Raw genomic sequence first — 20814 nt, 5'->3', positions numbered from 1 at the left:
ATACTTGAAAGCAAAGAAGGGTGGTGCGCTAGATGATTGGTGAGCGGCTGGCAGAATTACGAAAGCTGAATGGTGAAAAGCAACAAGTGTTAGCAAAAGCTCTTAGTGTTTCGGTTTCTACTGTCCGCAGTTGGGAGCACGACAAAAGTTCTCCTGACCATTCAACACTGGTTGCAATTTGCAGACGCTATCATACTTCTTCTGATTTTCTGTTAGGTTTGTCCGATTACGATCCCTCCGACAAAGCCCGCATCCAGCGCCAGCGCCTGACCGAAGAAGAACAGAACGAGATGCACCGCTACGAAGAATATCTGTTGTGGAAACGCAAAAAATAAGCCGCCCAGCGAGACCGTAAGGTCGCTGGGCGGTTATTTTTGCTATATCGTTATCAGTTTTTACTTAAAATGGTCTGAATCGTCTGTGCATCTTTCAAGTCGTTTGCATGATTATATTTTTCCACATGTCCATATGCATCTAGCTCTTTCTCAGTCGCAAATGATAGCACCGATGTGTACCCCGTTTTATCATCTGATTCATCGGCAAAAAACAATGTAGTTGTGCCATCCGCTACCTTTACATCCGCTAGCTTGCAGTTAAACATACCAAAAATAGAGGGACACTTAAACTCTTGTCCCATAATATTAAATTTCAGATCTCCTGTGTATTGAAAATACATCGGTTTTCCAATAGAATCTTTTATTCGGTTTGTACTCTCTGCATTCCATTCGGATGATATAGAGGTTATTTTATGCTCCTCTCGTATAGGTTTTTTCAAAATAATTGTTTGGTATAACTTTTCAATATTATATATGGTTTCCAATTCGGGGGCATTCTTTATTGGACTAAATGCCAATCCTAATGCAGTTTCCACTTGCAATACCTTTTTCCAAAAATCCAAAGTATGTTTATCAAATTTGTCTTTTGGCTCATCCGGTATTACGTTAGAGGGTATCCTTTCGCCCATTAAATATCCATTGCCATCTATAAATGCATTGAAAATTTCCACAACTTCTACAATCTCACGAACAGATTTAGCGTAGCTTAAATTATAGGTTAATTGTACATGGCTACTCTCCTTCTCCTCATCCAACGAGATTTTCAGTTTTAATGGTTTTTCATTTTCACTTTCAAAGTGTATTTCCGTCAAACTAGCATACGGTTGCTGCTTCAGTTTCAACGTGTAAGCGTATTTATCAGATGCAATCTTAATGTCATGTGGTTCCGGAAAAGGTTCTGGAACTAGAAAAAATTTCATATTTTTTTTCTTGATTGGATTATATATGTTCTTATAGAAGTTTTCTACTGGCATTTCCTGACCATTGACTATAACATACCCCTCTTTATCCAATTTAACATTTAGTTTCATCTGAGCATTATAAATAAACTGGTAAAACTCATCCCCGTTAAGATTTTCAACCTGTTTTTTTATTGACTTAGGGATTTCGATGCTGAATCCCCCCATTGTCACTGGCTTTCCATCAGCACTCAATATTACGCTTCCGTCTTTGCCCGGAATATATTTCGTTCCTTTCGGAACGGTCGAATTCAAATATTCTATTACTCCCTTTGGCACCTTCTTCTCAGCTTTAGGTTCTGTTTTGAAAACCTTATTAAAATTTGGAATCATTAAAAGTCCTCCCGTTTTTGAGACCACACAATTACTTTCGACAGAATTTCAGATTTATCTTCAATTCCCCATAAGTCAATTGCTCGACTTAATTCTCGGTACTCGTCTATTGTTTGAATCACAATATGTTTTATATCCGAATATTCAAAGACAAGTGAAACTTCTCTTCTAAAATTCATTGATTCACTGGCCAGTTGCATAAAATTTGCATTGTTTATATCTGGATTCAATATTACCTGAGCAAGTTCAAGTGGCTCAACATCTGGAATATACCGCCATTCGCACTCATCCATAAAGCATTTTTTTGACATTTTTCCACTTTTTCTGTTTCTTATTTTCCCTTGATATGGTTTATAGTACATCAGTTCATGTAAAAGATAGTTTTTTAACATCTCATGAGTTTTTGATTCTGATTTTTCCTCGTTCAACACACTTTCAAAAACTGTGCTGATATCCTTTCGGAGATCAGATGTCTCGTTCAGGTAATGTATTGGTTGGATATTGTGATCCATCCCCCATTTTTTACGAAATGCAATTCCGTAGTCACCATACCAATCCATATGCAGATTAAGTTTCTGTAGGTTAATGTCGCAAAAACATTTCATTGGATAAGCTAAAGATTTCACTCCCTTAATTTTCAAATAACCTATATCTTCTTCGCAATATCTCGGCGATACCATTTTATACTGCAAACAGTTCAAAAGATATTCCAATTTAGGCATAAATGTAAACAATATATCTGGATGAACCTTAGATGGAATATGTTTTGGGACTTTGTTTCTTTGCTCATTCGGGTTAATTTTGCCTAAGTTAAGCGTATCCTTCATTATAGTTGTCCTTTGCTGCCACTTTCCTAGTATCTATCACTTTATATCATCAATTCGATATACTCCCACTATCCATCCAGTGCTCGAAAGCTACGATACTGCTCGTCGATTTCCTTCATGTTGTAGTCCATCAGGCCGGGAATCCCCATTTCGCCGCCGCATTCGTTGCAGAAAACAGCTGTGATCTCAAAAGTATACTCTTTACCCCGAATAGTCTGGTTGATTTTGATTTTCTTCAAGGTGTAGTTTGTTTCTCTGCGGCATTCTGTGCAGAAATCCCTCTGATTTTCCATGGCGGCACGCTCCCTTCCGGTTTTACATTCTTTTTTATTATTGTATCCCTACCTTTGTTTTTCGTCAACAATAAAGCCGCTGACAGTCTGCCGCTCGCAGAATCCATCAGTGGGTTTCATGAGTCTTCAAATCCCCTAGACACAAAAAATCGGCACCCGCTTTTCAGCGAGTGCCGATTTTGTTACCCTATAGTGCGCTTTGATTTTTGGCGTAAGTGGCGTAAGTTTGGCGTAAATCCGCTTTTGCGCGCTCCAAAAATCAAGGATTCATGCGGTTTTTAGGCAGTTATTAGTACATACCGCCCATGTCACCGCCTGCAGCAGCGGGTGCAGCAGGGGGTTCCGGCAGATCAGCGACCAGGCTTTCGGTGGTCAGCACCATCTCAGCGACGGAGGCTGCGTTCTCCAGAGCGGAACGGGTGACCTTGGTGGGGTCAACGATGCCAGCAGCGATCATATCGTCCACAAAGACCTCATTCTGAGCATCAAAGCCGTAGTTGGGCTTGTTGGCAGAGATGATCTTGTCGATGATGACGCTGCCTTCCAGACCGGCATTCTTAGCGATCTGGCGCAGAGGAGCTTCCAGAGCTTTCAGAACGATCTTGGCACCGGTGCGCTCGTCGCCTTCCAGCGTGTCGCACAGCTCGCGCACAGCGGGAATCGCATTGATAGGAGCAGTGCCGCCGCCAGCAACAACACCTTCCTGAACAGCAGCCTTGGTTGCGTTCAAAGCATCCTCAATGCGCAGCTTCTTGTCCTTCATCTCAACTTCGGTAGCAGCGCCGACCTTGATGACGGCCACGCCGCCAGCCAGCTTTGCCAGACGCTCCTGCAGCTTTTCACGGTCGAAATCGCTGGTAGCGGCCTCGATCTGGCTGCGGATCTGAGCGATGCGGGCTGCGATGGCATCCTTATCGCCTGCACCGCCAACGATGGTGGTGTTCTCCTTGGAGACCTTCACCTGACGGGCATGGCCCAGCATCTGGACGGTAGCATCCTTCAGCTCATAGCCCAGATCGGAGGAGATCACGGTGCCGCCGGTCAGGGTTGCGATATCCTGCAGCATTTCCTTGCGGCGGTCGCCAAAGCCGGGAGCCTTGACAGCGCAGACGTTCAGGGTGCCGCGCAGGCGGTTGACGATCAGAGTGGACAGAGCCTCGCCCTCGATATCCTCAGCCACGATCAGCAGCTTCATACCATTCTGCATGACCTGCTCCAGCAGAGGGACCAGATCCTGAATCACGCTGATCTTCTTATCGGTGATCAGGATAGCGGCGTTGTCCAGGTCAGCCACCATCTTGTCGGTATCGGTGACCATATACGGGGTGAGGTAGCCGCGGTCGAACTGCATGCCTTCCACGATCTCGTTGTAGGTCTCAGCGGTGGTCTTGTTCTCCTCAATGGTGATAACACCATCGGAGGTGACCTTCTCCATAGCCTCGGCGATCAGACGGCCGATCTCGGGGTCGCCTGCAGAAATAGTGCCGACGCGGGCGATATCGTTGCTGTCCTTCACCTTCTGGCTGTGAGCCTTGATGGTCTCAACAGCCTTGGCAACAGCCTTGCTCATGCCGCGGCGGATATCCATGGGGTTTGCACCGGCGGTGACATTCTTCATGCCCTCGGTGACCATGGCCTGTGCCAGAACGGTTGCGGTGGTGGTACCGTCGCCTGCTGCGTCGTTGGTCTTGGTAGCGACTTCACGCACCAGCTGTGCGCCCATGTTCTCGAACTCGTCCTTCAGCTCGATCTCCTTGGCAATGGTCACGCCATCGTTGGTGATGACCGGTGCACCGAACTTTTTGCCCAGCACCACATTGCGGCCCTTGGGGCCCAGGGTGATCTTAACGGTGTTTGCCAGGGTATCGATACCGGCACACAGTGCCTTGCGGGCATCCTCGCCCTGCTTGATCTGCTTAGCCATAATCAAATCGCTCCTTTAAAGCTCAATTTTCAAATATCAGAGGGGAAACTGCTCAGTCCTCAACGACTGCCAAGATATCGCCCTGACGGACGATGGTGCACTCTTCGCCGTCCACCTTGACCTCGGTACCGGAGTACTTGCTGGTGAGGACCTTGTCGCCGACCTTCACAGTCATCTTGACTTCCTTGCCGTCCACAACGCCGCCGGGGCCGACAGCGATGACCTCAGCCACCTGGGGCTTTTCCTTAGCACTTCCGGTCAGGATCAGACCGCCCTTGGTGGTCTCCTCAACCTCAACAGCCTTAATGACAACACGGTCTGCAAGAGGAATGATCTTCATAGTTCTTGCCCTCCTATAGTAAAAATATAATTTAAAACTTTGCTGTGTCCAAAGGGCCTCATGTCGGCCCTTTGGTTCTTTAGCACTCCATTTCTCTGAGTGCTAAGTGTATTGTACTCATCTTGACCCAAAAAATCAAGACCTTTTTTGCTTCTTTTTGTTAAGAATTTATGACAGATGAAAAAATCAGCCGTACAGCGAAAAAGAGACAGCTTTCTTCTTGGACAAAAAAGCTGTCTCTTCTTCTGGTTTTTCATGTTCGGTCTGCACTCTGTGCCGTCCTCTGCGCTGCAAAGCGCTCAAAAGCAGGCTTTGGCAGAAGGATGCGCCCTGCCAGCGGCTGTACCTGTACAGTGATCTGCTCCTTGGGTGCGCATTCACCGTCTGCCGTGGCAACGATCGGCCCGCGGCCATCCGCAGCGTGCAGGCTCACCTGCTTTGCGCGGCGGTAAATGAAATACGGCTCTGCAGCCCTGACGAGCTGACCGTTCTGGAAGTGCTTGCCGCTCTTGTACATTCCCAGCAGCTTTGCAATGGTCACGCGGCTCACCTTGCGGATGATATATACATCCAGCCAGCCGTCGTCGGGCTGTGCTTCCGGCGCTGCACAGAAACCGCCGCCATAGGTGCGGCCATTGCAGATGGCACACATCAGGCAGTCCACATCCAGCGTTTCACCATCGATGGTGTACTCCACCCTGCGGCCGATGTGTCCGCACAGCTGTTCCACAATGGAAAGCACATAGGCCATCTCGCCGCCGCACAGCGGGATGCGCCGGAACTTCGGGATGCCGTAGGCAACCTGCGCATCCAGACCGGCAGCGCAGATAGTGGCCGAAAGGCCAAGGCTGGTCTGCATCAGATCGATGCTCACCGGCCCACCGGCCAGCTGGGCATCCAGATCCAGAAACTCTTCCTTTGTACCAAAGGTGCGCAGAAAATCGTTGCCGCTGCCAAAGGGCAGACAGCCCACGGCTGCATTTGCATAGCCATAGATCCCGGTGAGCGCTTCGTTGAAGGTGCCGTCGCCGCCGGCAGTGAAGACCCGCAGTTCTTCCCCGCTCTGCCGGGCCTGCTGCGCAGCGGCATTGGCCAGCTCCCGGGCATGACCGGCGTGATTTGTGACCTGAATGGTATATTCTTCCGGCGCAAGCCCTGCACGCGCGGCGGCAGCATTGATCTGCTGCGGCAGCGTACGGGTGCAATCGGCCTTACCGGCAGTTGGGTTCAAAAGAAACAATGTGCGCATGGACTTCCTCCTGCAATTCTATTGCTTCTATGATAACAGAAAACCAAAAGGATGCAAGAGCCAATCTCACAATGTCCCTGCCCCGTACGCACAAAAAAGGAGCGGATGTCTCCGCTCCCCCCTGCAGACAAAAAAATACCGCCCCGGGTCTTGTAACTCAGGGCGGTCCTTTTGAGCTTCAGATGCTTTACAGTGTTGCGGTTTCGTCCTCCCGCAGGACGATAGCACCATCCGCTGAACAGTCCGCTGTCCAGTGCTGGCCCACGCAGGCCGTGCCGGATGCGATCTGATCCGCAAGTGCCTGCTCCACTGCCCTGTCCACTGCGCGGCGCAGTTCTCTGGCCCCGTAGGCAGAGCGGGCCTTTGCTGCCAGCGCCTGCCCTACCCGCGGTGTGTGATGCAGCTGGTAGCCGCTGCGGGCGGCACGCTGCTCCAGCTGGCACAGCATTTTTTCGGCAATGGCGCACAGGCTGTCGTCGGCCAGCGGACGGAATACGATCATCTCGTCCAGACGGCCTGCCAGCTCTGGCCGGAACCACTTTTTTGCCTCCTCAATGGCCTGCGCAGACTGCTTTTCAAATACGGCTTCGCTGCCCGCCGCAAAGCCCAGCGGCGTGCTCTGACCCGCCAAAAAACGTGCGCCGAGGTTTGAGGTGAGCAGTACGATGGTGTTGCGGAAATCCGCCTTGCGGCCCATGGCATCGGTCAGCTGGCCATCTTCCAGTATCTGCAAAAGGATGTTTTGAATGTCCGGGTGTGCCTTTTCGATCTCGTCAAACAGCACCACACTGTAAGGGCGGCGGCGCACTGCTTCGGTCAGCTGTCCGCCCTCGTCATGGCCCAGATAGCCCGGCGGCGCACCCAGCAGCCGGGCAGCGGTGTGCTGCTCCTGATACTCCGACATATCAAATTTGAGCAGGGCCTTTTCGCTGCCGAACCAGCTGACCGCCAGCGCCCGGGCAAGAGCCGTTTTGCCCACTCCCGTGGGGCCAAGAAACAGCATGGCACCCATGGGCCGGCCCGGCTCGCCAAGACCGGTGCGGCTGCGCCGGATGGCACCTGCCACCGCAGCCACAGCCCGGCTCTGGCCCACGATCTCGGCGTTGAGACGTTCTTCCAGCTTGTCCAGTCGTTCCCGCTCCTGCTCACCTACCCGCTCCACCGGCACACCGCTGGCCTGCGCCACCACATGGGCGATATCGTCCGGCATCAGCGTGGGCTTTGACTGCTTTGCCTGCTCGGCCCGGATGCGTGCCGCCGCACAGGCTTCGTCCACAAGGTCGATGGCCTTATCCGGCAGAAAGCGCCCCGGCAGATACCGCACCGAAAGCTCCACCGCAGCCTGCAGCGCTTCCGGCGGAAGGCAGACATTGTGGTAGCGCTCATAGCGCGGCGCAAGCCCGTTGAGGATATCCAGCGCCTGCGCAGGCGTAGGCTCCTCTACCTGCACCTTGCCGAAACGGCGTTCCAGTGCGGCATCCTTCTGGATGTGGGTGCGGAACTCTTCGGTAGTGGTAGCGCCGATAATTTGTATCTCGCCCCGGGCCAGCACCGGTTTTAAGATGCTGGCTGCATCGATGGCGCCCTCCGCCGCACCGGCACCCACGATGGTGTGGAACTCGTCTACGAACAGGATGGAGTTGCCGTCCCGCACCAGCTCTTCCAGCAGGTTCTTGAACCGCTCCTCAAAGTCACCGCGGTATTTGGTGCCCGCCACAAGGCTGGCCATATCCAGTGCCAGCAGACGGCGGCCCTTGAGCGCACGGGGCACACGATCCGTGGCAATGCGCTGGGCCAGTCCTTCGGCAAGGGCGGTCTTGCCCACGCCCGGCTCCCCCACAAGGCAGGGGTTGTTCTTCTGACGGCGGCATAAGATCTCCACCATGCGGTCCAGCTCTGCTTCCCGGCAGAACACCGGGTCCAGTTCCCGTTCCGCAGCACGGCGGGTCAGATCCCGGCAGTACTTATCACTGGCGCGGCTGCCGCGCGGCGCACTGACCGTGGTCCGCATCTGATACGGCAGTACGAACTGCCCGGACAGCTGGCGGCATTCCCGCACGGCATCTGTGAGCTGCACGCCCATGGATGCCAGCAGGATGCCTGCTGTGCAGCCGTCATCCTCCAGCATGGCGCAGAGCAGATGTTCCGGCTCGGCCCGGTTCAGGTGCGCGTTCTGTGCCCCGATGATGGCGTAATCCATGGTGCGCTTGAGGTCCGGCGCAAGAGCGTAGCGATCCAGATGCAAAGCCGGTGCGCGGCGGCTCTCGGCCAGCTGACGGCGCACCTCCGGTTCCCGGATCTGCTTACCCTCCAGAAACCGTGCTGCCGCCCCGTGATCCTGCTGCAGGATCGCCAGCAGCAGGTGGCCGGTATCGGCTTTTTCGCAGCCAAGGTTCCCGGCAAGCTCCACCGCACTGCGCAGCAGCTGATCCGACTCGTGCGAAAAGCCCTTGTACCCGCCAAAGCCAAGTTTTTCCCAAATACTCATTTGCCCGCTCCTTGCTGATGAAATTCGTTTTCACAAGAAGTATAGCCCCGAAGCACAAAAAAAAAACATCTCTTTCTGTCGGGATGGGAAAACAAAAAGGAGATACCCGCAGGCATCTCCCCTTCGCTGTTTGATTTTTCAGTCCATTTCGGCCAGAGCCTTTTTCAGGTTCTTGGCGATCTGATCCGGGCAGCTGGTATTGCGGAAACCGCAGAGCGTGCCCTCCATGCGGTCGATCACATCTTCGGCCTTCATACCCTTGACCAGACGGCAGATGCCCTTCAGGTTGCCGTTGCAGCCGCCAATGACCTCCATGGACGCAATGGTGTGGTCATCGTTCAGCACAAAGTTGGTCTGCTTGGAACAGGTGCCGCTGTTCGGGAAGCTGAATTCCTTGCTCATAGTTCAAAATCCTCTCTTTTTGACAGAAATCCCGACGAAGATCGTCTGCTTCTATTATAGAGCAGCGTGCCGGAATGTCAATGTGACCGGGTCACACATCAATACCGCGGCGCTTGTGGGCCAGCTCCAGAATGCGGGCCACCTGATCGTCTGCCGTGGTACAGGTACCCACCGGGTGCGGCACCTTATGGTTTGCACCGTGGAAGTCCGTACCGCCGGTATGGATCAGCCCATACTGCTCACACAGAGCAGCACACTCGGCCCTGTCCTCCGGGCTGTTGCGGGGGTGCTCCACCTCAATGCCGTCGATGATGCCCTCTTTGGCAAGCTGACGCACCAGCGGCATGCTCTTGTAAACGGTCGGGTGTGCAAATACCAGCACCGCACCGGCAGCTTTCGCCGTGGCGATCACTTCCTGCACCGAGGGATACTTTACCTGATGCAGCACCACACCGCGCGGCTCCCAGCCAAAGAGATAACTGTACAGCTTGCCGTACACAGCATCGCACAGCCCCAGCTGGTGCAGCGCTTCCATAATGCCGCTTTTGAACAGCACACCGCTGTCCTTTGCGTATTCCAGCGCCTGTTCCGTGCGGAACTGCGGGTACAGCGCTTCGATCTCCTTTGCGCTTTGCAGGCCGCACTCGTTGCGGCGCTGTCGCAGGATGTCGCAGTGCTCCTTCAGTTCCCGGCTTTCCGGGTCCGGGAAGTAGCACAGCAGGTGCACGCGATGCTTATGCTCATGGTCATAGCCGGTCAGCTCGGTGGCCGGGAGCAGGCGCACGCCGTCCTGCACAGGGTGCTCATAGCAGTAGTTTACGCTGAGCAGGGTGTCGTGGTCGGAAATGGCCATGGTGTCCAGCCCCGCCCGCGCCGCCATGAGCGGCAGGCGGTGGATGGGCACAGAGCCATCGGAACAGGTGGAATGGTTGTGAAGATCGCCGGGCATGGAAAATGAACCTCCCAAGAAAACCAGAGAAAGGCTTCCCCAAAAGAGGAAGCCTTCTATCATATCAGTGCTTATAGAAATTGATCAGGCAGCCGTCGGCCAGGATCTTGCGCTCGTCGGCGGTCAGCGGAGCCATGTACAGGCTGAACTCTTTTGCGGTGTCGCCCAGCACATAGGCCTTGATGTTCTGCAGGTCGCCCTTGAGGGCCTCGCGGACGTTGGGGATGAACACATAATCGCCCAGACCGAAGGGCGTTGCGCCCACCAGCTGCAGCGGCAGCATGCCCCAGTTGATGAGGTTGGAGCGGTAGCGCTTGGTGGCGTACTCGGTAACGATGTTGGCACCGGCCCCCAGCACACGCTGGCAGCTGGCCGCCTGCTCACGGGCAGAACCATCGCCGGGCTTGACGGCAAAGATGGTGGATGCGATCTGCACATCGTTCCAAGTCAGGTTTTCGCAGCCGGGCACCTTGTGCAGCTGGGCCAGCACCTCGGCGCTGCCCTCGCCTGCACGGCGGGCCTTTTCTTCGGCCTGCACGGCCTTGGCACGGCCCACATACTCCGGGTCCTTGCGGCTGAGGGTGAACTCGGCCAAGCCCAGAGGATTGGAACGGTAAGACGAAGTCTCACCGGAGGGGATCAGCTCATCGGTGGTGGTGACAGGGTCGGTGATGTAAGATGCCACCTTCAGCAGCAGGTTATCGCCCAGCGGTGCAATTTCGGGCCAGTCCTTGATGTTGGGGCCAAGCTTGAGCAGGGCATCGTAATCGCCCTTGCCAAAGCCCTGATACACGCGGGTATCGTAGCTGGAAGGATCGTACTGATACTCCGGCACAGTGGGATCATAGTCGATATCGGTAGCTGGGGTCAGAATGCCGCCGTTGGCCGTGGTGGCCGCAATGCTGCGGGCATCCATCAGTGCCACACCGGAAAGCTGGCCGTTGCCGGGCTTGGAGCCTTCGCGGCTGGGGAAGTTACGGGTGGTATGGCGGATAGACAGCGCGCCGTTGGCAGGCACGTCGCCTGCGCCGAAGCAGGGGCCGCAGAACGCAGTGCGGACGGTGGCACCGCTGGCCATCAGGTCGTGGATGACTCCGGTGCGCACCAGTTCCATCATGATGGGCTGGCTGCCGGGATACACGCTCAGGGCGTAGTCACCGCAGCCGCCGGTGTGGCCTTTGAGGATGGAGGCAGCTTCATAAATGCTGTCGTACAGACCGCCTGCGCAGCCTGCGATCACGCCCTGATCCACACGCAGTTTACCGTTCTCGATCTTGCTGCACAGGTCAAGGCTGACATCCTTACGGCCGATCAGCTTCTGCACATCCTGCTCGCAGGCATGGAGAATATCCTCAAGGTTTGCGTTCAGCTCTTCAATGGTAAATGCATTGGAGGGATGCATGGGCAGTGCGATCATGGGACGGATGGCAGAAAGGTCTACCTCTACCACACCGTCGTAATAAGCAAGGTCGGCCGGAGCCAGCTTCTTATAGTCGGCGGCACGGCCATGCACCGCAAGGAATTTCTGCGTCGTTTCGTCAGTTTCCCAGATGGAGGACAGGCAGGTGGTCTCGGTGGTCATGGCATCGATGGCGTTGCGGGTATCCTGACGCAGGGACGCAACGCCGGGGCCGACAAACTCCATCACCTTGTTTTTGACATAGCCGCTCTTGAACAGCTTGCCCACCAGCGCAATGGCCACATCGTGCGGGCCGCAGCCTGCAGGCAGAGAGCCGGTGAGATAAATTGCAACAACACCCGGACGGGCCACATCGTAGGTGCGGCCCAGCAGCTGCTTTGCCAGCTCGCCGCCGCCCTCACCAATGGCCATGGTGCCCAGAGCACCGTAGCGGGTGTGGGAGTCCGAGCCAAGGATCATCTTGCCGCAGCCCGCAAACTTTTCGCGCATGTACTGGTGGATGACCGCCAGATGCGGGGGCACAAAAATGCCGCCGTATTTTTTGGCGGCGGACAGGCCGAAGCGGTGGTCGTCCTCATTGATGGTGCCGCCCACGGCGCAAAGGCTGTTGTGGCAGTTGGTGAGCACATACGGAATGGGGAATTTCTCCAGACCGGACGCACGGGCCGTCTGGATGATGCCCACAAAGGTGATGTCATGGCTGGCCATGGCATCGAACTTGATCTTCAGGTTTTCGGCATCGCCGCTGGTGTTGTGGGCCTGCAGAATGCTGTAGGCCATGGTGCCGGTCTTTGCGTTCTCGATGGCTGCGGCATCAAAGCCCTTTGCTGCCAGTGCGGCGCTTGCTTCGCCGTCTGCAGGCACCCATTCACCGCGGGCATAGTATGCGCCGCCGGTGCTGCACTTGATCATATCCAACATCTCGATTCGCCTCTCTTTTTGTATTTCCCGCCCGCCCTATCTTGCGGGCACTGCCCCAGCAGAGCGGTACGCTGCCCGCTCTGCCCTCTTCTGCCGCGCTGCCAAAGCACGCGGCTACGGCCCGGAAAACCGTATCTGAAGGTTATTATACCATGAAACCACGGAAAGAAAAAGCACTTTTTACAAATGAATCGTGAATGGAGGATGAAGAGACGGGCTCCGTGCTTTTTCTTGACAAAGAAGCCATTCTATTGTATTATTATTAGCGTTGTATGCCGCTGTGGTGAAATTGGCAGACACGAGGGACTTAAAATCCCTTTCTGGAGACAGAGTACGGGTTCGACCCCCGTCGGCGGCATAAAAAGACCCCCCAAGCTTACGCTTGAGGGGCTTTTTATTTTGCTTATTTTACACCTTGCCGCCGTGCAGCTCTGCATACATCTTGGAACGGCACTCGGCCACAGCCGGGGTCATGTTCACATAGTGCTTATGCGGGCACTCCAGACGCAGTTCGCTCTCCCAGGTCTCCTCGGTGAGCTGCTTTGCAATGTAGGCCTTCTTCTCTGCGATCGAAGGCAGCTCAATGGCCAGCTGACCATTCAGCACATGCGGCACCAGCAGCTTTTTGACCTTGGTGGGGGTAATGGTGACGGTGCGCTCGATGGCATCGGAGTCCAGATTGACCATCGTGACGGGCTTGCCCGCCTCGATGACTTCATCATCCATGGCGATCAGGTCACACTGGGCCTGACCATTTTCATCGTAGAGGCGCCACGGCATCTTCTTGCCCGGAATGATGGCCTTGCTGGCGGAATCCGAGCACTTCATCTTGGGAGTGTAGCTGCCGTCCGGCTGCTTGACCGCCACCAGCTTGTACACTCCGCCGAACACGGGGTCGGAAGCAGAGGTGATCAGGTTTTCGCCCACGCCGTAGGAGTCAAAATGAGCGTGCTCATACAGCTCCATGTTGGCGATCTTCTTTTCGTCCAGACCATTGGAAGCCACCAGCTTGATGTAAGGCTTACCGGCCGCATCCAGTGCCTTGCGCAGACGCTTGGAGCCGCGGGCCAGGTCGCCGGAGTCGATACGGGCGCTCTTGACGCGGCGGTTCGGGTCGTTGGGGTATTTTTCGATGAGGTAATCGTCCAGTTTAATGAGGTTGGGCAGACCGCTCTCCATGATATTATAGGTGTCCAGCAGCAGACTGACCGAATCCGGGTAGGTATCGGCAAAGGCCTTGAAGGCATCAAACTCCGTGGGGAAGAACTCGATGAAGCTGTGCGCTACGGTGCCCACAGCCTTGACCTCCGCGCCGAACTTCATCTCGGCCAAACAGTTGGCAGTGCCCACGCAGCCGCCCAGAACAGCAGCATATGCACCATCGTTGCCAGCGCTTTCGCCCTGCGCACGGCGGGTGCCGAATTCCATCACGCTGCGGGGCGTGTGGGTGTTCAGGCCGGTGACGCGGGTAGCCTTGGTGGCGATCAGACTGTGGAAGTTCATGGTCTGCAGCAGGTAGGTCTCGATCAGAATTGCGCCCACGAGGTCGCACTCGATGCGCACCATCTGCACATGCGGGTATGCCACCGTGCCCTCGGGCAGAGCGTACATGTCGCCCTTCCACTGATAGGTGCGCAGATACTCGCAGAATTCCTCACTCATGCCCTTGGTGCGCAGCCACCAGATATCCTGTGCATTGAAGTGGTAGTTCAGCAGGAAGCGGGTCAGCTTGCGCTGGCCGGCACTGATGGAGTAACCCTGATTATCCGGGTTCTTGCGGAAGAACATATCAAACACCAGCGTGGTGTCCTTGAATCCGTGCAGGAACAGGCAGTTTGCCATTGTAAATTCATAAAAATCCACGACCATTGCGGGGTTGTCGTAGTCCTCATCTGGAATATAAGGCACAACCTTGATTTCGTCCATGAATAGTATCCTCTCTTCTTTACACCCGGCAAAGGCTCCTTGCTGTCCCCTGCCGTTCTGACCTGTGGGAAGGTTTGCGCGCCTGCCTGTCTTGACAGTGCGTTTCTATCATGATATCACCAAACGCAGAGCGGTGCAAGCATTTTTGGAAAATCCCGGTCAATTTCCGGTAAGAAAAAGCCGCCCATACACAAACAGCATGGGCGGCTTTCAGAACAAACGTGTTAACCGTTGATGATATTGGGAGTAGCATTCTTCAGCACAACGTCGTGGCTGCCGCCCTCAACGATGGAGGTAGAGGAAACCACGGTCAGCTTTGCTTTCTGCTGCAGCTCCGGGATGGACAGAGCGCCGCAGTTGCACATGGTGCTCTTGACCTTGTACAGAGTGGTCTGCACACCGTCAGCCAGAGGACCGGCATAGGGCACGTAGCTGTCCACGCCTTCCTCAAAGCTCAGCTTGCTGGAACCGCCCAGATCGTAGCGCTGCCAGTTGCGGGCACGGTTGGAGCCTTCGCCCCAGTATTCCTTCATATACTGGCCGTTGATGCGCACCTTATTCGTGGGGCTTTCGTCAAAGCGGGCAAAGTAGCGGCCCAGCATCACAAAATCCGCACCCATGGCCAGTGCCAGCGTGATGTGGTAATCGTGGACGATGCCGCCGTCGGAGCAGATGGGCACGTAGATGCCGGTCTCCTTATAGTACTCATCGCGGGCCTTTGCCACCTCGATGACAGCGGTAGCCTGACCACGGCCAATGCCCTTGGTCTCGCGGGTGATGCAGATAGAACCGCCGCCAATGCCGATCTTCACGAAGTCTGCACCAGCCTCGGCCAGGAAGCGGAAGCCCTCGGCATCCACAACGTTGCCTGCGCCCACCTTGACGGTATCGCCGTAGTGCTCACGGATCCAGCCGATGGTGCGGCTCTGCCACTCGGAGTAACCCTCGGAAGAGTCGATGCACAGCACATCCACACCGGCATCCACCAGTGCGGGCACGCGCTCAGCGTAATCGCGGGTGTTGATGCCGGCGCCCACCACATAGCTCTTGTTCTTATCCAGCAGTTCGTTGGCGTTCTTCTTGTGGGAGTCGTAGTCCTTACGGAACACCATGTACTTCAGGTTGCCCTCGGCATCCACCAGAGGCAGGGTGTTGATCTTGTTATCCCAGATGATGTTGTTGCAATCGTGCAGGGAGGTGTTCTCCGGTGCAGTGACCAGCTTTTCAAGCGGGGTCATGAAGGTGGTGACAGGGGCATCATCCGGGGTGTGGTTGATGCGGTAGTCACGAGATGCAACAATGCCCAGCAGCTTGCCGCTCGGAGTGCCATCGGCAGTGATGGCAATGGTGGAGTGGCCGGTGCGCGCCTTCAGCTCCAGCACATCGTGCAGGGTGGCAGTGGGGGCCAGATTGGAATCGGACACGACATAACCGGCCTTGAAGCTCTTGACGCGGCGCACCATGGCGGCCTCGTTCTCAATGCTCTGAGAGCCGTAGATGAAGGACACGCCGCCCTGACGGGCCAGTGCAATGGCCAGCTTATCGCCAGAGACCGCCTGCATGATAGCGCTGATCATGGGAATATTCATCTGCAGGGGGCACTCCTCCTCGCCCTTGCGGTACTTGACCAGCGGGGTCTTGAGGCTGACAGCCGTGGGGATATTCTCTGCAGAGGAATAGCCGGGGATCAGCAGATATTCACCGAAAGTGCGGGAAGGTTCTTTATAGAAATAAGCCATGTTCAAACTCCTTTTCTCTTAACGCATCAACATCAATCGGATTCATGTTTGCAACCTATAAATTGATTGTATATACTGTACCACAAAGCCAGCCGGAATACAAACCCCCGCCGCGCCAAACTTTGTAAATGTCCTTTGCAGAAAAACAGGCAAATTGCCCACCAAAATGGCGTAAGGTCATACTTTCCCGCATGAGAAGCCGGTTTTTGCGTGATTTGTGGATGCAAAAAAGCTCGTCCAGAACGGACGAGCTTTTTTGCACACGAAGCGGGATACCGCCTGTGCGGCACATGGATCACGACTGTGAAGGAGAACAGCCGGAGGAGGAGAACCTGTGCCCGATATCCCCAAAAAACAAGAAGAAAAAGATTTCACACTCAGCAGGGCTTGTGCCCTTGCTGTAACCATATTGTAACTCTTTTGAAACCATTTTGCAATAGGGTTTTGTAATTTTTCTGTAATTTCTTTTGTTAACTTTTTGTAGACAAATATAAAACCCCTGCCAGAAAATTTCCGGCAAGGGCCTTGCAGATCATTCTTTATTTTCTTAATAGCACTTTTTGCAAGCAGTGAAGCCTTCCGCTTTTGCTTTCGATAATGTAACCTTTTCCGGGTCTTTCATATTGCTGCAGGTAGACTTGCTGTGATATTTTTTGCCGCCGTGCGTTGGGACCCAGACCATCTGCTCCGTCTTTTTGCCGGCAGAAATGGTCTGAACGGCTGCAGTGGACGGCTTGCAGGCCGCTGTCTGTACACTGGCGGCAGATGCCGCCGGGCACAGCAGACTGAAGCACAGTACCAGAACGGCCGCAAGGACTCGGAGATGTTTTTTCATTTGTTTTATCCTCCTTTGGACAATCAGAAGATTCTTCTAATAAAAGAGTACTCCCTGTTCCTCAGAGGATGCAATTCTCAAAATGCGCCGGTTTTTTCTGCACGGGTGACGCTTTTTTTGCATTGCTCGCTTATTTTCAGCTAAAAGCGGCGCAGCGGTTCTCTTGAGAAATCAACGATTTACACGTTTGTCTTTCCCACCTCCAGATAGCACTCAAAGCTGGTCTGGCCGTTGTGCTTTCCGACCACATACCAGCCATCCGCCGAAGGAGCATAAAACACCTCTGCCGTTTCTCCCATCGGGATCTCGCGGTGGTAGTTGATAGACGCAAATGTCACGGGGCCTTTGCGCATCACTTCCAGCGGCAGCGCATCGCAGACAAGGTCCAGATAGAATGCGTTGTTCAAATGGCCGTTCAGATCGCACTGGGAATAATGCGCCGTCCACTCCCCTGCGCTGGTCAGACCATCCTTGCACTTGTGCAGCTGCAAAGGCAGCTCGTCCTCCACCGTATCGTTCCAGAAATTCTCCACCGTCCAGCCCGGCTCCCGCAGGATACGGCCCTCGGCAAGGCTTGCCACGATCCAGCGGCAGTCCACCATAGCCACCTCTTTGCCCTCGGCATCGGTCAGGGTGGTAATGCGTTTGACCGAACCGTGTTTGCTGACCTGCGCCCGGGAGGTAAGGGTCAGCGTTTCGGCACGCTGGGGCACGCGGTCAAATTTCAGGGCCTGCTTGCCCACCAGAAAGGTCACACCGCGATCTTTGAAGAACTGGTCATCCATACCAAAGGCGCGGGCATGGTCTGTCGAAATCTGCTCCACATAGCGCAGCAGGGCGCTGGGCTTGAGCAGGCTGCGGAAGTCGGCATCTGCGTTCATGACTGTCATGGTCTCGGTGTAAAAGAACTGTTCCATGGTTTTTCCTTTCTATAAAAAGAGACCACTGCACGTTGTTCTGTGCAGCAGCCTCCTTTGCGTTTAATACTGATTGCGGTTGCGCCTGCGGACCTTGCGCCAGATGTTGAAGCAGGCCAGCGCCACCATGGCTGCCAGCAGCGCAAGGAACAGCAGACTGCTGCCACCCTCGTCGTAGCTCTTCATTTCGCTCCACTTCACGTCCAGCTCGCTGTTCACATCGTCGCTCAGGGCAGTGAACACCTTTTCCTTGGCGGCTTTCTCTTCGGACGGATAAGCGATCTCGCTCTCCTTCAGATCCTCGTCCAGCACCTCCCACACATCCTGCATGGGGGTGGTGTAGCCGATGTACTCGGCGTTTGCCTTGCCGATGTCCGTCTCACACATGAAGTTAATGAACATTTCCGCAGCTTCCTGATGTTCGCTGGCAGCAGGAATGGTCATGCAGTCCACGGAAAGCACGCTGCCTTCCTCCGGGAACACCCATGCAAGGTCGGGATTATCGTCGATCATGGTGATGGCATCGCCGGAGTAGTACACACCGACGGCTGCCTCGCCGCCGATCATCTTATCAAAGATCTCATCCATGACGTAGGCCTGCACCAGCGGTTTCTGAGCCTTCAGCTCTTCCACCACCTCATCCACCTCTTCGGTGGACTGCGGGTTGATATCGTGGCCGCTCTTAAAAGCAGCAATGGCGTAGGCATCGCGGCTGTTGTTGAACATCAGGATATTGCCTGCGTACTGCTCGTCCCACAGGTCGGCCCAGCTGGTGGGCGCTTTGTCCACCATGGTGGTGTTATAAATGATGCCGGTGGTGCAGAGCATGTAGGGCACGGTGTAGGCATTCTGCGGATCGTAATCCGGATCCACGTATTCCTGATTGATCTTTTTGAAGTTCGGGATATTGTCGTAGTTCAGAGGCTTGAGCATCCCCTCGGCGATCATTTTTGCCACCATGTAATCCGACGGAATGACCACATCGTAGTTGGCTGCACCGGACTTGAGCTTTGCGTACATGGACTCGTTGGAGTCGAAGGTGGTGTAGTTCACCTTGATGCCGGTGAGCTTTTCAAAGGCCGCCACCACGTCCACGCTGTCGTCCGAGCCGTTGGAGATGTACTCGCCCCAGTTATAGACATTGATGGCCACGTTCTGGCCCTTGAAGCGGGTCCAGTCGTAATCGTCCGATACCGAGACATCCTCGGTGACTTCGATGGTGCCGGCGGCAAAGGCGGGCATTGCACAGCAGACCGTCATTGCCAGCGCCAGCAGCAACACAGCAAAACGTTTCATCACACGCCCTCCCCTCTCAGCGCCTTCTGGTCGCGGCGGTAGCTGCGGCTCTCCATTGCATTGGAAATCAGAATGATGCACAGAATGACCACGAACATGATGGTGGACAGCGCATAGATCTCCGGGCTGACCTTTTTACGGGTCATGGAGTAGATGGCGATGGGCAGCGTTTCCACCGTGCCGCAGTTGAAATAGGAGATCATGAAGTCGTCGATGGAATAGGTCAGGCAGATGAGGAATGCCGACAGGATGGCCGGGCTGATCTCCGGCAGGATGACCTTGAAGAAGGCCTGCTTGGGGTCGCAGCCAAGGTCGAGCGCTGCCTCATACAGCTTGATATCCAATTGCTTGAGCTTGGGCGTGACGTTGAAGATGACATATGGCACATTGAACGCGATATGCGCAATGAGCAGCGTCGGGAAGCCCATGATGGTATCCGGCAGCCAGGAGGCACCCCCGGCAAAGCGCTGGTAGGCCACGAACAGCAGCATGAGCGAGATGCCGGTGATGATCTCCGGGTTGACCACCGGGATATAGGTGATGTTGGTGACGACAAGGCGGCTCCCGCGGCCCATGGACGCAATACCAAGGCTTGCCGCCGTGCCCAGCACAGTGGCAATGACCGCAGAGATCAGAGCCACTTCCAGCGAGACCAGCAGCGCATGCAGGATGGAGGAGTTGTGCAGCAGGCTGGAGTACCACTTGAGGGTAAAGCCGGTGAAGAGCGAATAGCCCTTGGACTGGTTGAAGCTGAATACGATCATGTATGCAATGGGCAGATACATGAAGCAGAAAAACAGCACGATATAGACGCGCTGCATCAGGCGCAGATGTTTCGTTTTCATCAGGACACGCCCTCCATTTCATCTTCATCAAAGCTGGAGGTGAAGCTCATGCACAGCAGCACAATGATCATCAGCACAAGGCTCATGGCAGAACCCACGTTCAGGTTGTAGCTGTTGCCAAGGAACTGCATCTCGATCAGATCGCCAATGAGCAGGTTGGAGCCGCCGCCCAGCATACGGCTGATAACAAAGGTGGACACCGCCGGGACGAACACCATGGTGATGCCGGTGCTGATGCCGGGCACGCTCATGGGAATGAGCACCCGGAGAAGGGTCTTGGTGGTGGAAGCGCCCAGATCCTGCGCAGCTTCCACTAGGCTCTGGTCGATCTTGGTCATGCTGGTGTACAGCGGCAGGATCATATAGGGCACATAGTTATACACCATGCCCAGCACCACCGCACCGGAGGTGTTGAGCATATTGAAGGGGCCAAGGCCGAACACGCCCAGAACGGCGTTCACCGGGCCGTTGATGCTGAGCAGACCCATCCATGCGTAGGTGCGCAGCAGAAAGTTCATCCACATGGGCAGCATGACCAGCATGAGCATGATGTGCTGCTTGTTCACCCGCAGGCGGGAAAGAAAATAGCCCACCGGGAACGCAATGACCAGACAAATGACCGTGGCAATGAGGGCCAGCAGCAGGCTGCGGGCAAACACCGAGCCGTAGCCGCTGATGGAGGTGAGGTTATCCAGCGTGAAAGCTCCGTTTGCATCCGTAAATGCATAGTACACCACGATGATCAAAGGCACCACTGTGAACAGCGTCATCCATACAAAGTACGGATAGGCCAGCTTTTTATCGTAAATCTTCATC

Annotated in this window: 18 protein-coding genes and 1 tRNA gene; 2 read left to right on the top strand and 17 right to left on the bottom strand. The window is 54.7% G+C overall.

Annotated elements, in window-relative coordinates; all coding sequences use genetic code 11:
• The first annotated feature begins 32 nt into the window (after positions 1–32).
• A complete protein-coding gene (locus tag GKG36_RS02235) occupies positions 33–335 on the top strand; it encodes a helix-turn-helix transcriptional regulator (protein WP_154258861.1) in 303 nt (100 codons plus the stop codon).
• A 53-nt stretch (positions 336–388) separates the two neighbouring features.
• Here the strand turns inward: GKG36_RS02235 and GKG36_RS02230 are convergent, their stop codons facing one another.
• The 10 genes from GKG36_RS02230 to GKG36_RS02185 all read right to left on the bottom strand — a co-directional run bounded on the left by GKG36_RS02230 (position 389) and on the right by GKG36_RS02185 (position 12440).
• Entirely contained in the window at positions 389–1627 is a 1239-nt protein-coding gene (locus GKG36_RS02230; protein ID WP_154258859.1) for an abortive infection system toxin AbiGii family protein, read from the bottom strand.
• The gene (locus GKG36_RS02225) at positions 1627–2454 is read right to left on the bottom strand and encodes an abortive infection system antitoxin AbiGi family protein (protein WP_154258857.1); all 828 of its coding nucleotides are present in this window, start codon (positions 2452–2454) and stop codon (positions 1627–1629) included. The genes GKG36_RS02230 and GKG36_RS02225 overlap by 1 nt, the downstream gene beginning before the upstream one ends.
• 68 nt (positions 2455–2522) lie before the next feature.
• Positions 2523–2747: a hypothetical protein gene (locus tag GKG36_RS02220; RefSeq protein WP_194167068.1), complete on the bottom strand. Its 225-nt coding sequence runs from the start codon at positions 2745–2747 to the stop codon at positions 2523–2525.
• 289 nt (positions 2748–3036) lie between these two features.
• Positions 3037–4671 (bottom strand): chaperonin GroEL, encoded by a 1635-nt coding sequence (gene groL, locus GKG36_RS02215; RefSeq protein WP_154258854.1) that lies wholly within the window; start codon positions 4669–4671, stop codon positions 3037–3039.
• 52 nt (positions 4672–4723) lie between these two features.
• Positions 4724–5011: a co-chaperone GroES gene (locus GKG36_RS02210; RefSeq protein ID WP_005937287.1), complete on the bottom strand. Its 288-nt coding sequence runs from the start codon at positions 5009–5011 to the stop codon at positions 4724–4726.
• 253 nt (positions 5012–5264) lie between these two features.
• Positions 5265–6260 carry a YegS/Rv2252/BmrU family lipid kinase gene (locus GKG36_RS02205; RefSeq protein ID WP_154258852.1) on the bottom strand — a complete coding sequence of 332 codons (996 nt, stop codon included), beginning with the start codon at positions 6258–6260 and terminating at the stop codon, positions 5265–5267.
• Between the two features lie 187 nt (positions 6261–6447).
• Entirely contained in the window at positions 6448–8748 is a 2301-nt protein-coding gene (locus GKG36_RS02200) for an ATP-dependent Clp protease ATP-binding subunit (protein WP_097777872.1), read from the bottom strand.
• Between the two features lie 138 nt (positions 8749–8886).
• Positions 8887–9150, bottom strand: a complete 264-nt coding sequence (locus tag GKG36_RS02195) for a TIGR03905 family TSCPD domain-containing protein (RefSeq protein ID WP_005937268.1) — start codon at positions 9148–9150, stop codon at positions 8887–8889.
• A 91-nt stretch (positions 9151–9241) separates the two neighbouring features.
• Positions 9242–10099 carry a PHP domain-containing protein gene (locus tag GKG36_RS02190; RefSeq protein ID WP_097774920.1) on the bottom strand — a complete coding sequence of 286 codons (858 nt, stop codon included), beginning with the start codon at positions 10097–10099 and terminating at the stop codon, positions 9242–9244.
• Between the two features lie 64 nt (positions 10100–10163).
• Positions 10164–12440: a hydratase gene (locus GKG36_RS02185; RefSeq protein WP_154258850.1), complete on the bottom strand. Its 2277-nt coding sequence runs from the start codon at positions 12438–12440 to the stop codon at positions 10164–10166.
• Positions 12441–12714: 274 nt separating this feature from the next.
• On the opposite strand from GKG36_RS02185, the gene GKG36_RS02180 reads away from it, so the two are divergent.
• Positions 12715–12798 (top strand) — tRNA-Leu (locus tag GKG36_RS02180).
• 50 nt (positions 12799–12848) lie between these two features.
• Here the strand turns inward: GKG36_RS02180 and GKG36_RS02175 are convergent.
• From GKG36_RS02175 to GKG36_RS02145, 7 genes are all read right to left on the bottom strand, one after another.
• Positions 12849–14366 carry a nicotinate phosphoribosyltransferase gene (locus GKG36_RS02175; protein WP_097781858.1) on the bottom strand — a complete coding sequence of 506 codons (1518 nt, stop codon included), beginning with the start codon at positions 14364–14366 and terminating at the stop codon, positions 12849–12851.
• A gap of 224 nt (positions 14367–14590) precedes the next feature.
• A complete protein-coding gene (locus tag GKG36_RS02170; protein ID WP_154258848.1) occupies positions 14591–16105 on the bottom strand; it encodes an IMP dehydrogenase in 1515 nt (504 codons plus the stop codon).
• Between the two features lie 547 nt (positions 16106–16652).
• Positions 16653–16940: a hypothetical protein gene (locus GKG36_RS02165; protein ID WP_005937246.1), complete on the bottom strand. Its 288-nt coding sequence runs from the start codon at positions 16938–16940 to the stop codon at positions 16653–16655.
• A 179-nt stretch (positions 16941–17119) separates the two neighbouring features.
• Entirely contained in the window at positions 17120–17857 is a 738-nt protein-coding gene (locus tag GKG36_RS02160) for an acyl-ACP thioesterase domain-containing protein (protein ID WP_154258846.1), read from the bottom strand.
• A 63-nt stretch (positions 17858–17920) separates the two neighbouring features.
• On the bottom strand, positions 17921–19153 hold the full coding sequence (locus GKG36_RS02155) for a spermidine/putrescine ABC transporter substrate-binding protein (RefSeq protein WP_154258844.1): 1233 nt from the start codon (positions 19151–19153) through the stop codon (positions 17921–17923).
• The gene (locus tag GKG36_RS02150; protein ID WP_154258842.1) at positions 19153–19998 is read right to left on the bottom strand and encodes an ABC transporter permease; all 846 of its coding nucleotides are present in this window, start codon (positions 19996–19998) and stop codon (positions 19153–19155) included. The genes GKG36_RS02155 and GKG36_RS02150 overlap by 1 nt, the downstream gene beginning before the upstream one ends.
• Positions 19998–20813, bottom strand: a complete 816-nt coding sequence (locus tag GKG36_RS02145; RefSeq protein WP_044953212.1) for an ABC transporter permease — start codon at positions 20811–20813, stop codon at positions 19998–20000. Before GKG36_RS02145 ends, GKG36_RS02150 begins: the two co-directional genes overlap by 1 nt.
• Position 20814: the final 1 nt, after the last annotated feature.

This window comes from Faecalibacterium sp. BIOML-A1, from assembly GCF_009679715.1.
Taxonomy (GTDB): domain Bacteria; phylum Bacillota; class Clostridia; order Oscillospirales; family Ruminococcaceae; genus Faecalibacterium; species Faecalibacterium taiwanense.
The sequence above is the reverse complement of the archived record's forward strand: the minus strand, read 5'-3'. Positions and strand labels throughout refer to the sequence as shown.

Bases quoted from the DNA above. Each gene is read 5' to 3' on its own strand.
- GKG36_RS02170 (WP_154258848.1), bottom strand. From the start codon at position 16,105: ATGGCTTATTTCTATAAAGAACCTTCCCGCACTTTCGGTGAATATCTG.
- GKG36_RS02200 (WP_097777872.1), bottom strand. From the start codon at position 8,748: ATGAGTATTTGGGAAAAACTTGGCTTTGGCGGGTACAAGGGCTTTTCG.
- GKG36_RS02150 (WP_154258842.1), bottom strand. From the start codon at position 19,998: ATGAAAACGAAACATCTGCGCCTGATGCAGCGCGTCTATATCGTGCTG.
- groL (WP_154258854.1), bottom strand. From the start codon at position 4,671: ATGGCTAAGCAGATCAAGCAGGGCGAGGATGCCCGCAAGGCACTGTGT.
- GKG36_RS02235 (WP_154258861.1), top strand. From the start codon at position 33: ATGATTGGTGAGCGGCTGGCAGAATTACGAAAGCTGAATGGTGAAAAG.
- GKG36_RS02175 (WP_097781858.1), bottom strand. From the start codon at position 14,366: ATGGACGAAATCAAGGTTGTGCCTTATATTCCAGATGAGGACTACGAC.
- GKG36_RS02160 (WP_154258846.1), bottom strand. From the start codon at position 17,857: ATGGAACAGTTCTTTTACACCGAGACCATGACAGTCATGAACGCAGAT.
- GKG36_RS02165 (WP_005937246.1), bottom strand. From the start codon at position 16,940: ATGAAAAAACATCTCCGAGTCCTTGCGGCCGTTCTGGTACTGTGCTTC.
- GKG36_RS02155 (WP_154258844.1), bottom strand. From the start codon at position 19,153: ATGAAACGTTTTGCTGTGTTGCTGCTGGCGCTGGCAATGACGGTCTGC.
- GKG36_RS02220 (WP_194167068.1), bottom strand. From the start codon at position 2,747: ATGGAAAATCAGAGGGATTTCTGCACAGAATGCCGCAGAGAAACAAAC.
- GKG36_RS02225 (WP_154258857.1), bottom strand. From the start codon at position 2,454: ATGAAGGATACGCTTAACTTAGGCAAAATTAACCCGAATGAGCAAAGA.
- GKG36_RS02185 (WP_154258850.1), bottom strand. From the start codon at position 12,440: ATGTTGGATATGATCAAGTGCAGCACCGGCGGCGCATACTATGCCCGC.
- GKG36_RS02195 (WP_005937268.1), bottom strand. From the start codon at position 9,150: ATGAGCAAGGAATTCAGCTTCCCGAACAGCGGCACCTGTTCCAAGCAG.
- GKG36_RS02190 (WP_097774920.1), bottom strand. From the start codon at position 10,099: ATGCCCGGCGATCTTCACAACCATTCCACCTGTTCCGATGGCTCTGTG.
- GKG36_RS02205 (WP_154258852.1), bottom strand. From the start codon at position 6,260: ATGCGCACATTGTTTCTTTTGAACCCAACTGCCGGTAAGGCCGATTGC.
- GKG36_RS02145 (WP_044953212.1), bottom strand. From the start codon at position 20,813: ATGAAGATTTACGATAAAAAGCTGGCCTATCCGTACTTTGTATGGATG.
- GKG36_RS02210 (WP_005937287.1), bottom strand. From the start codon at position 5,011: ATGAAGATCATTCCTCTTGCAGACCGTGTTGTCATTAAGGCTGTTGAG.
- GKG36_RS02230 (WP_154258859.1), bottom strand. From the start codon at position 1,627: ATGATTCCAAATTTTAATAAGGTTTTCAAAACAGAACCTAAAGCTGAG.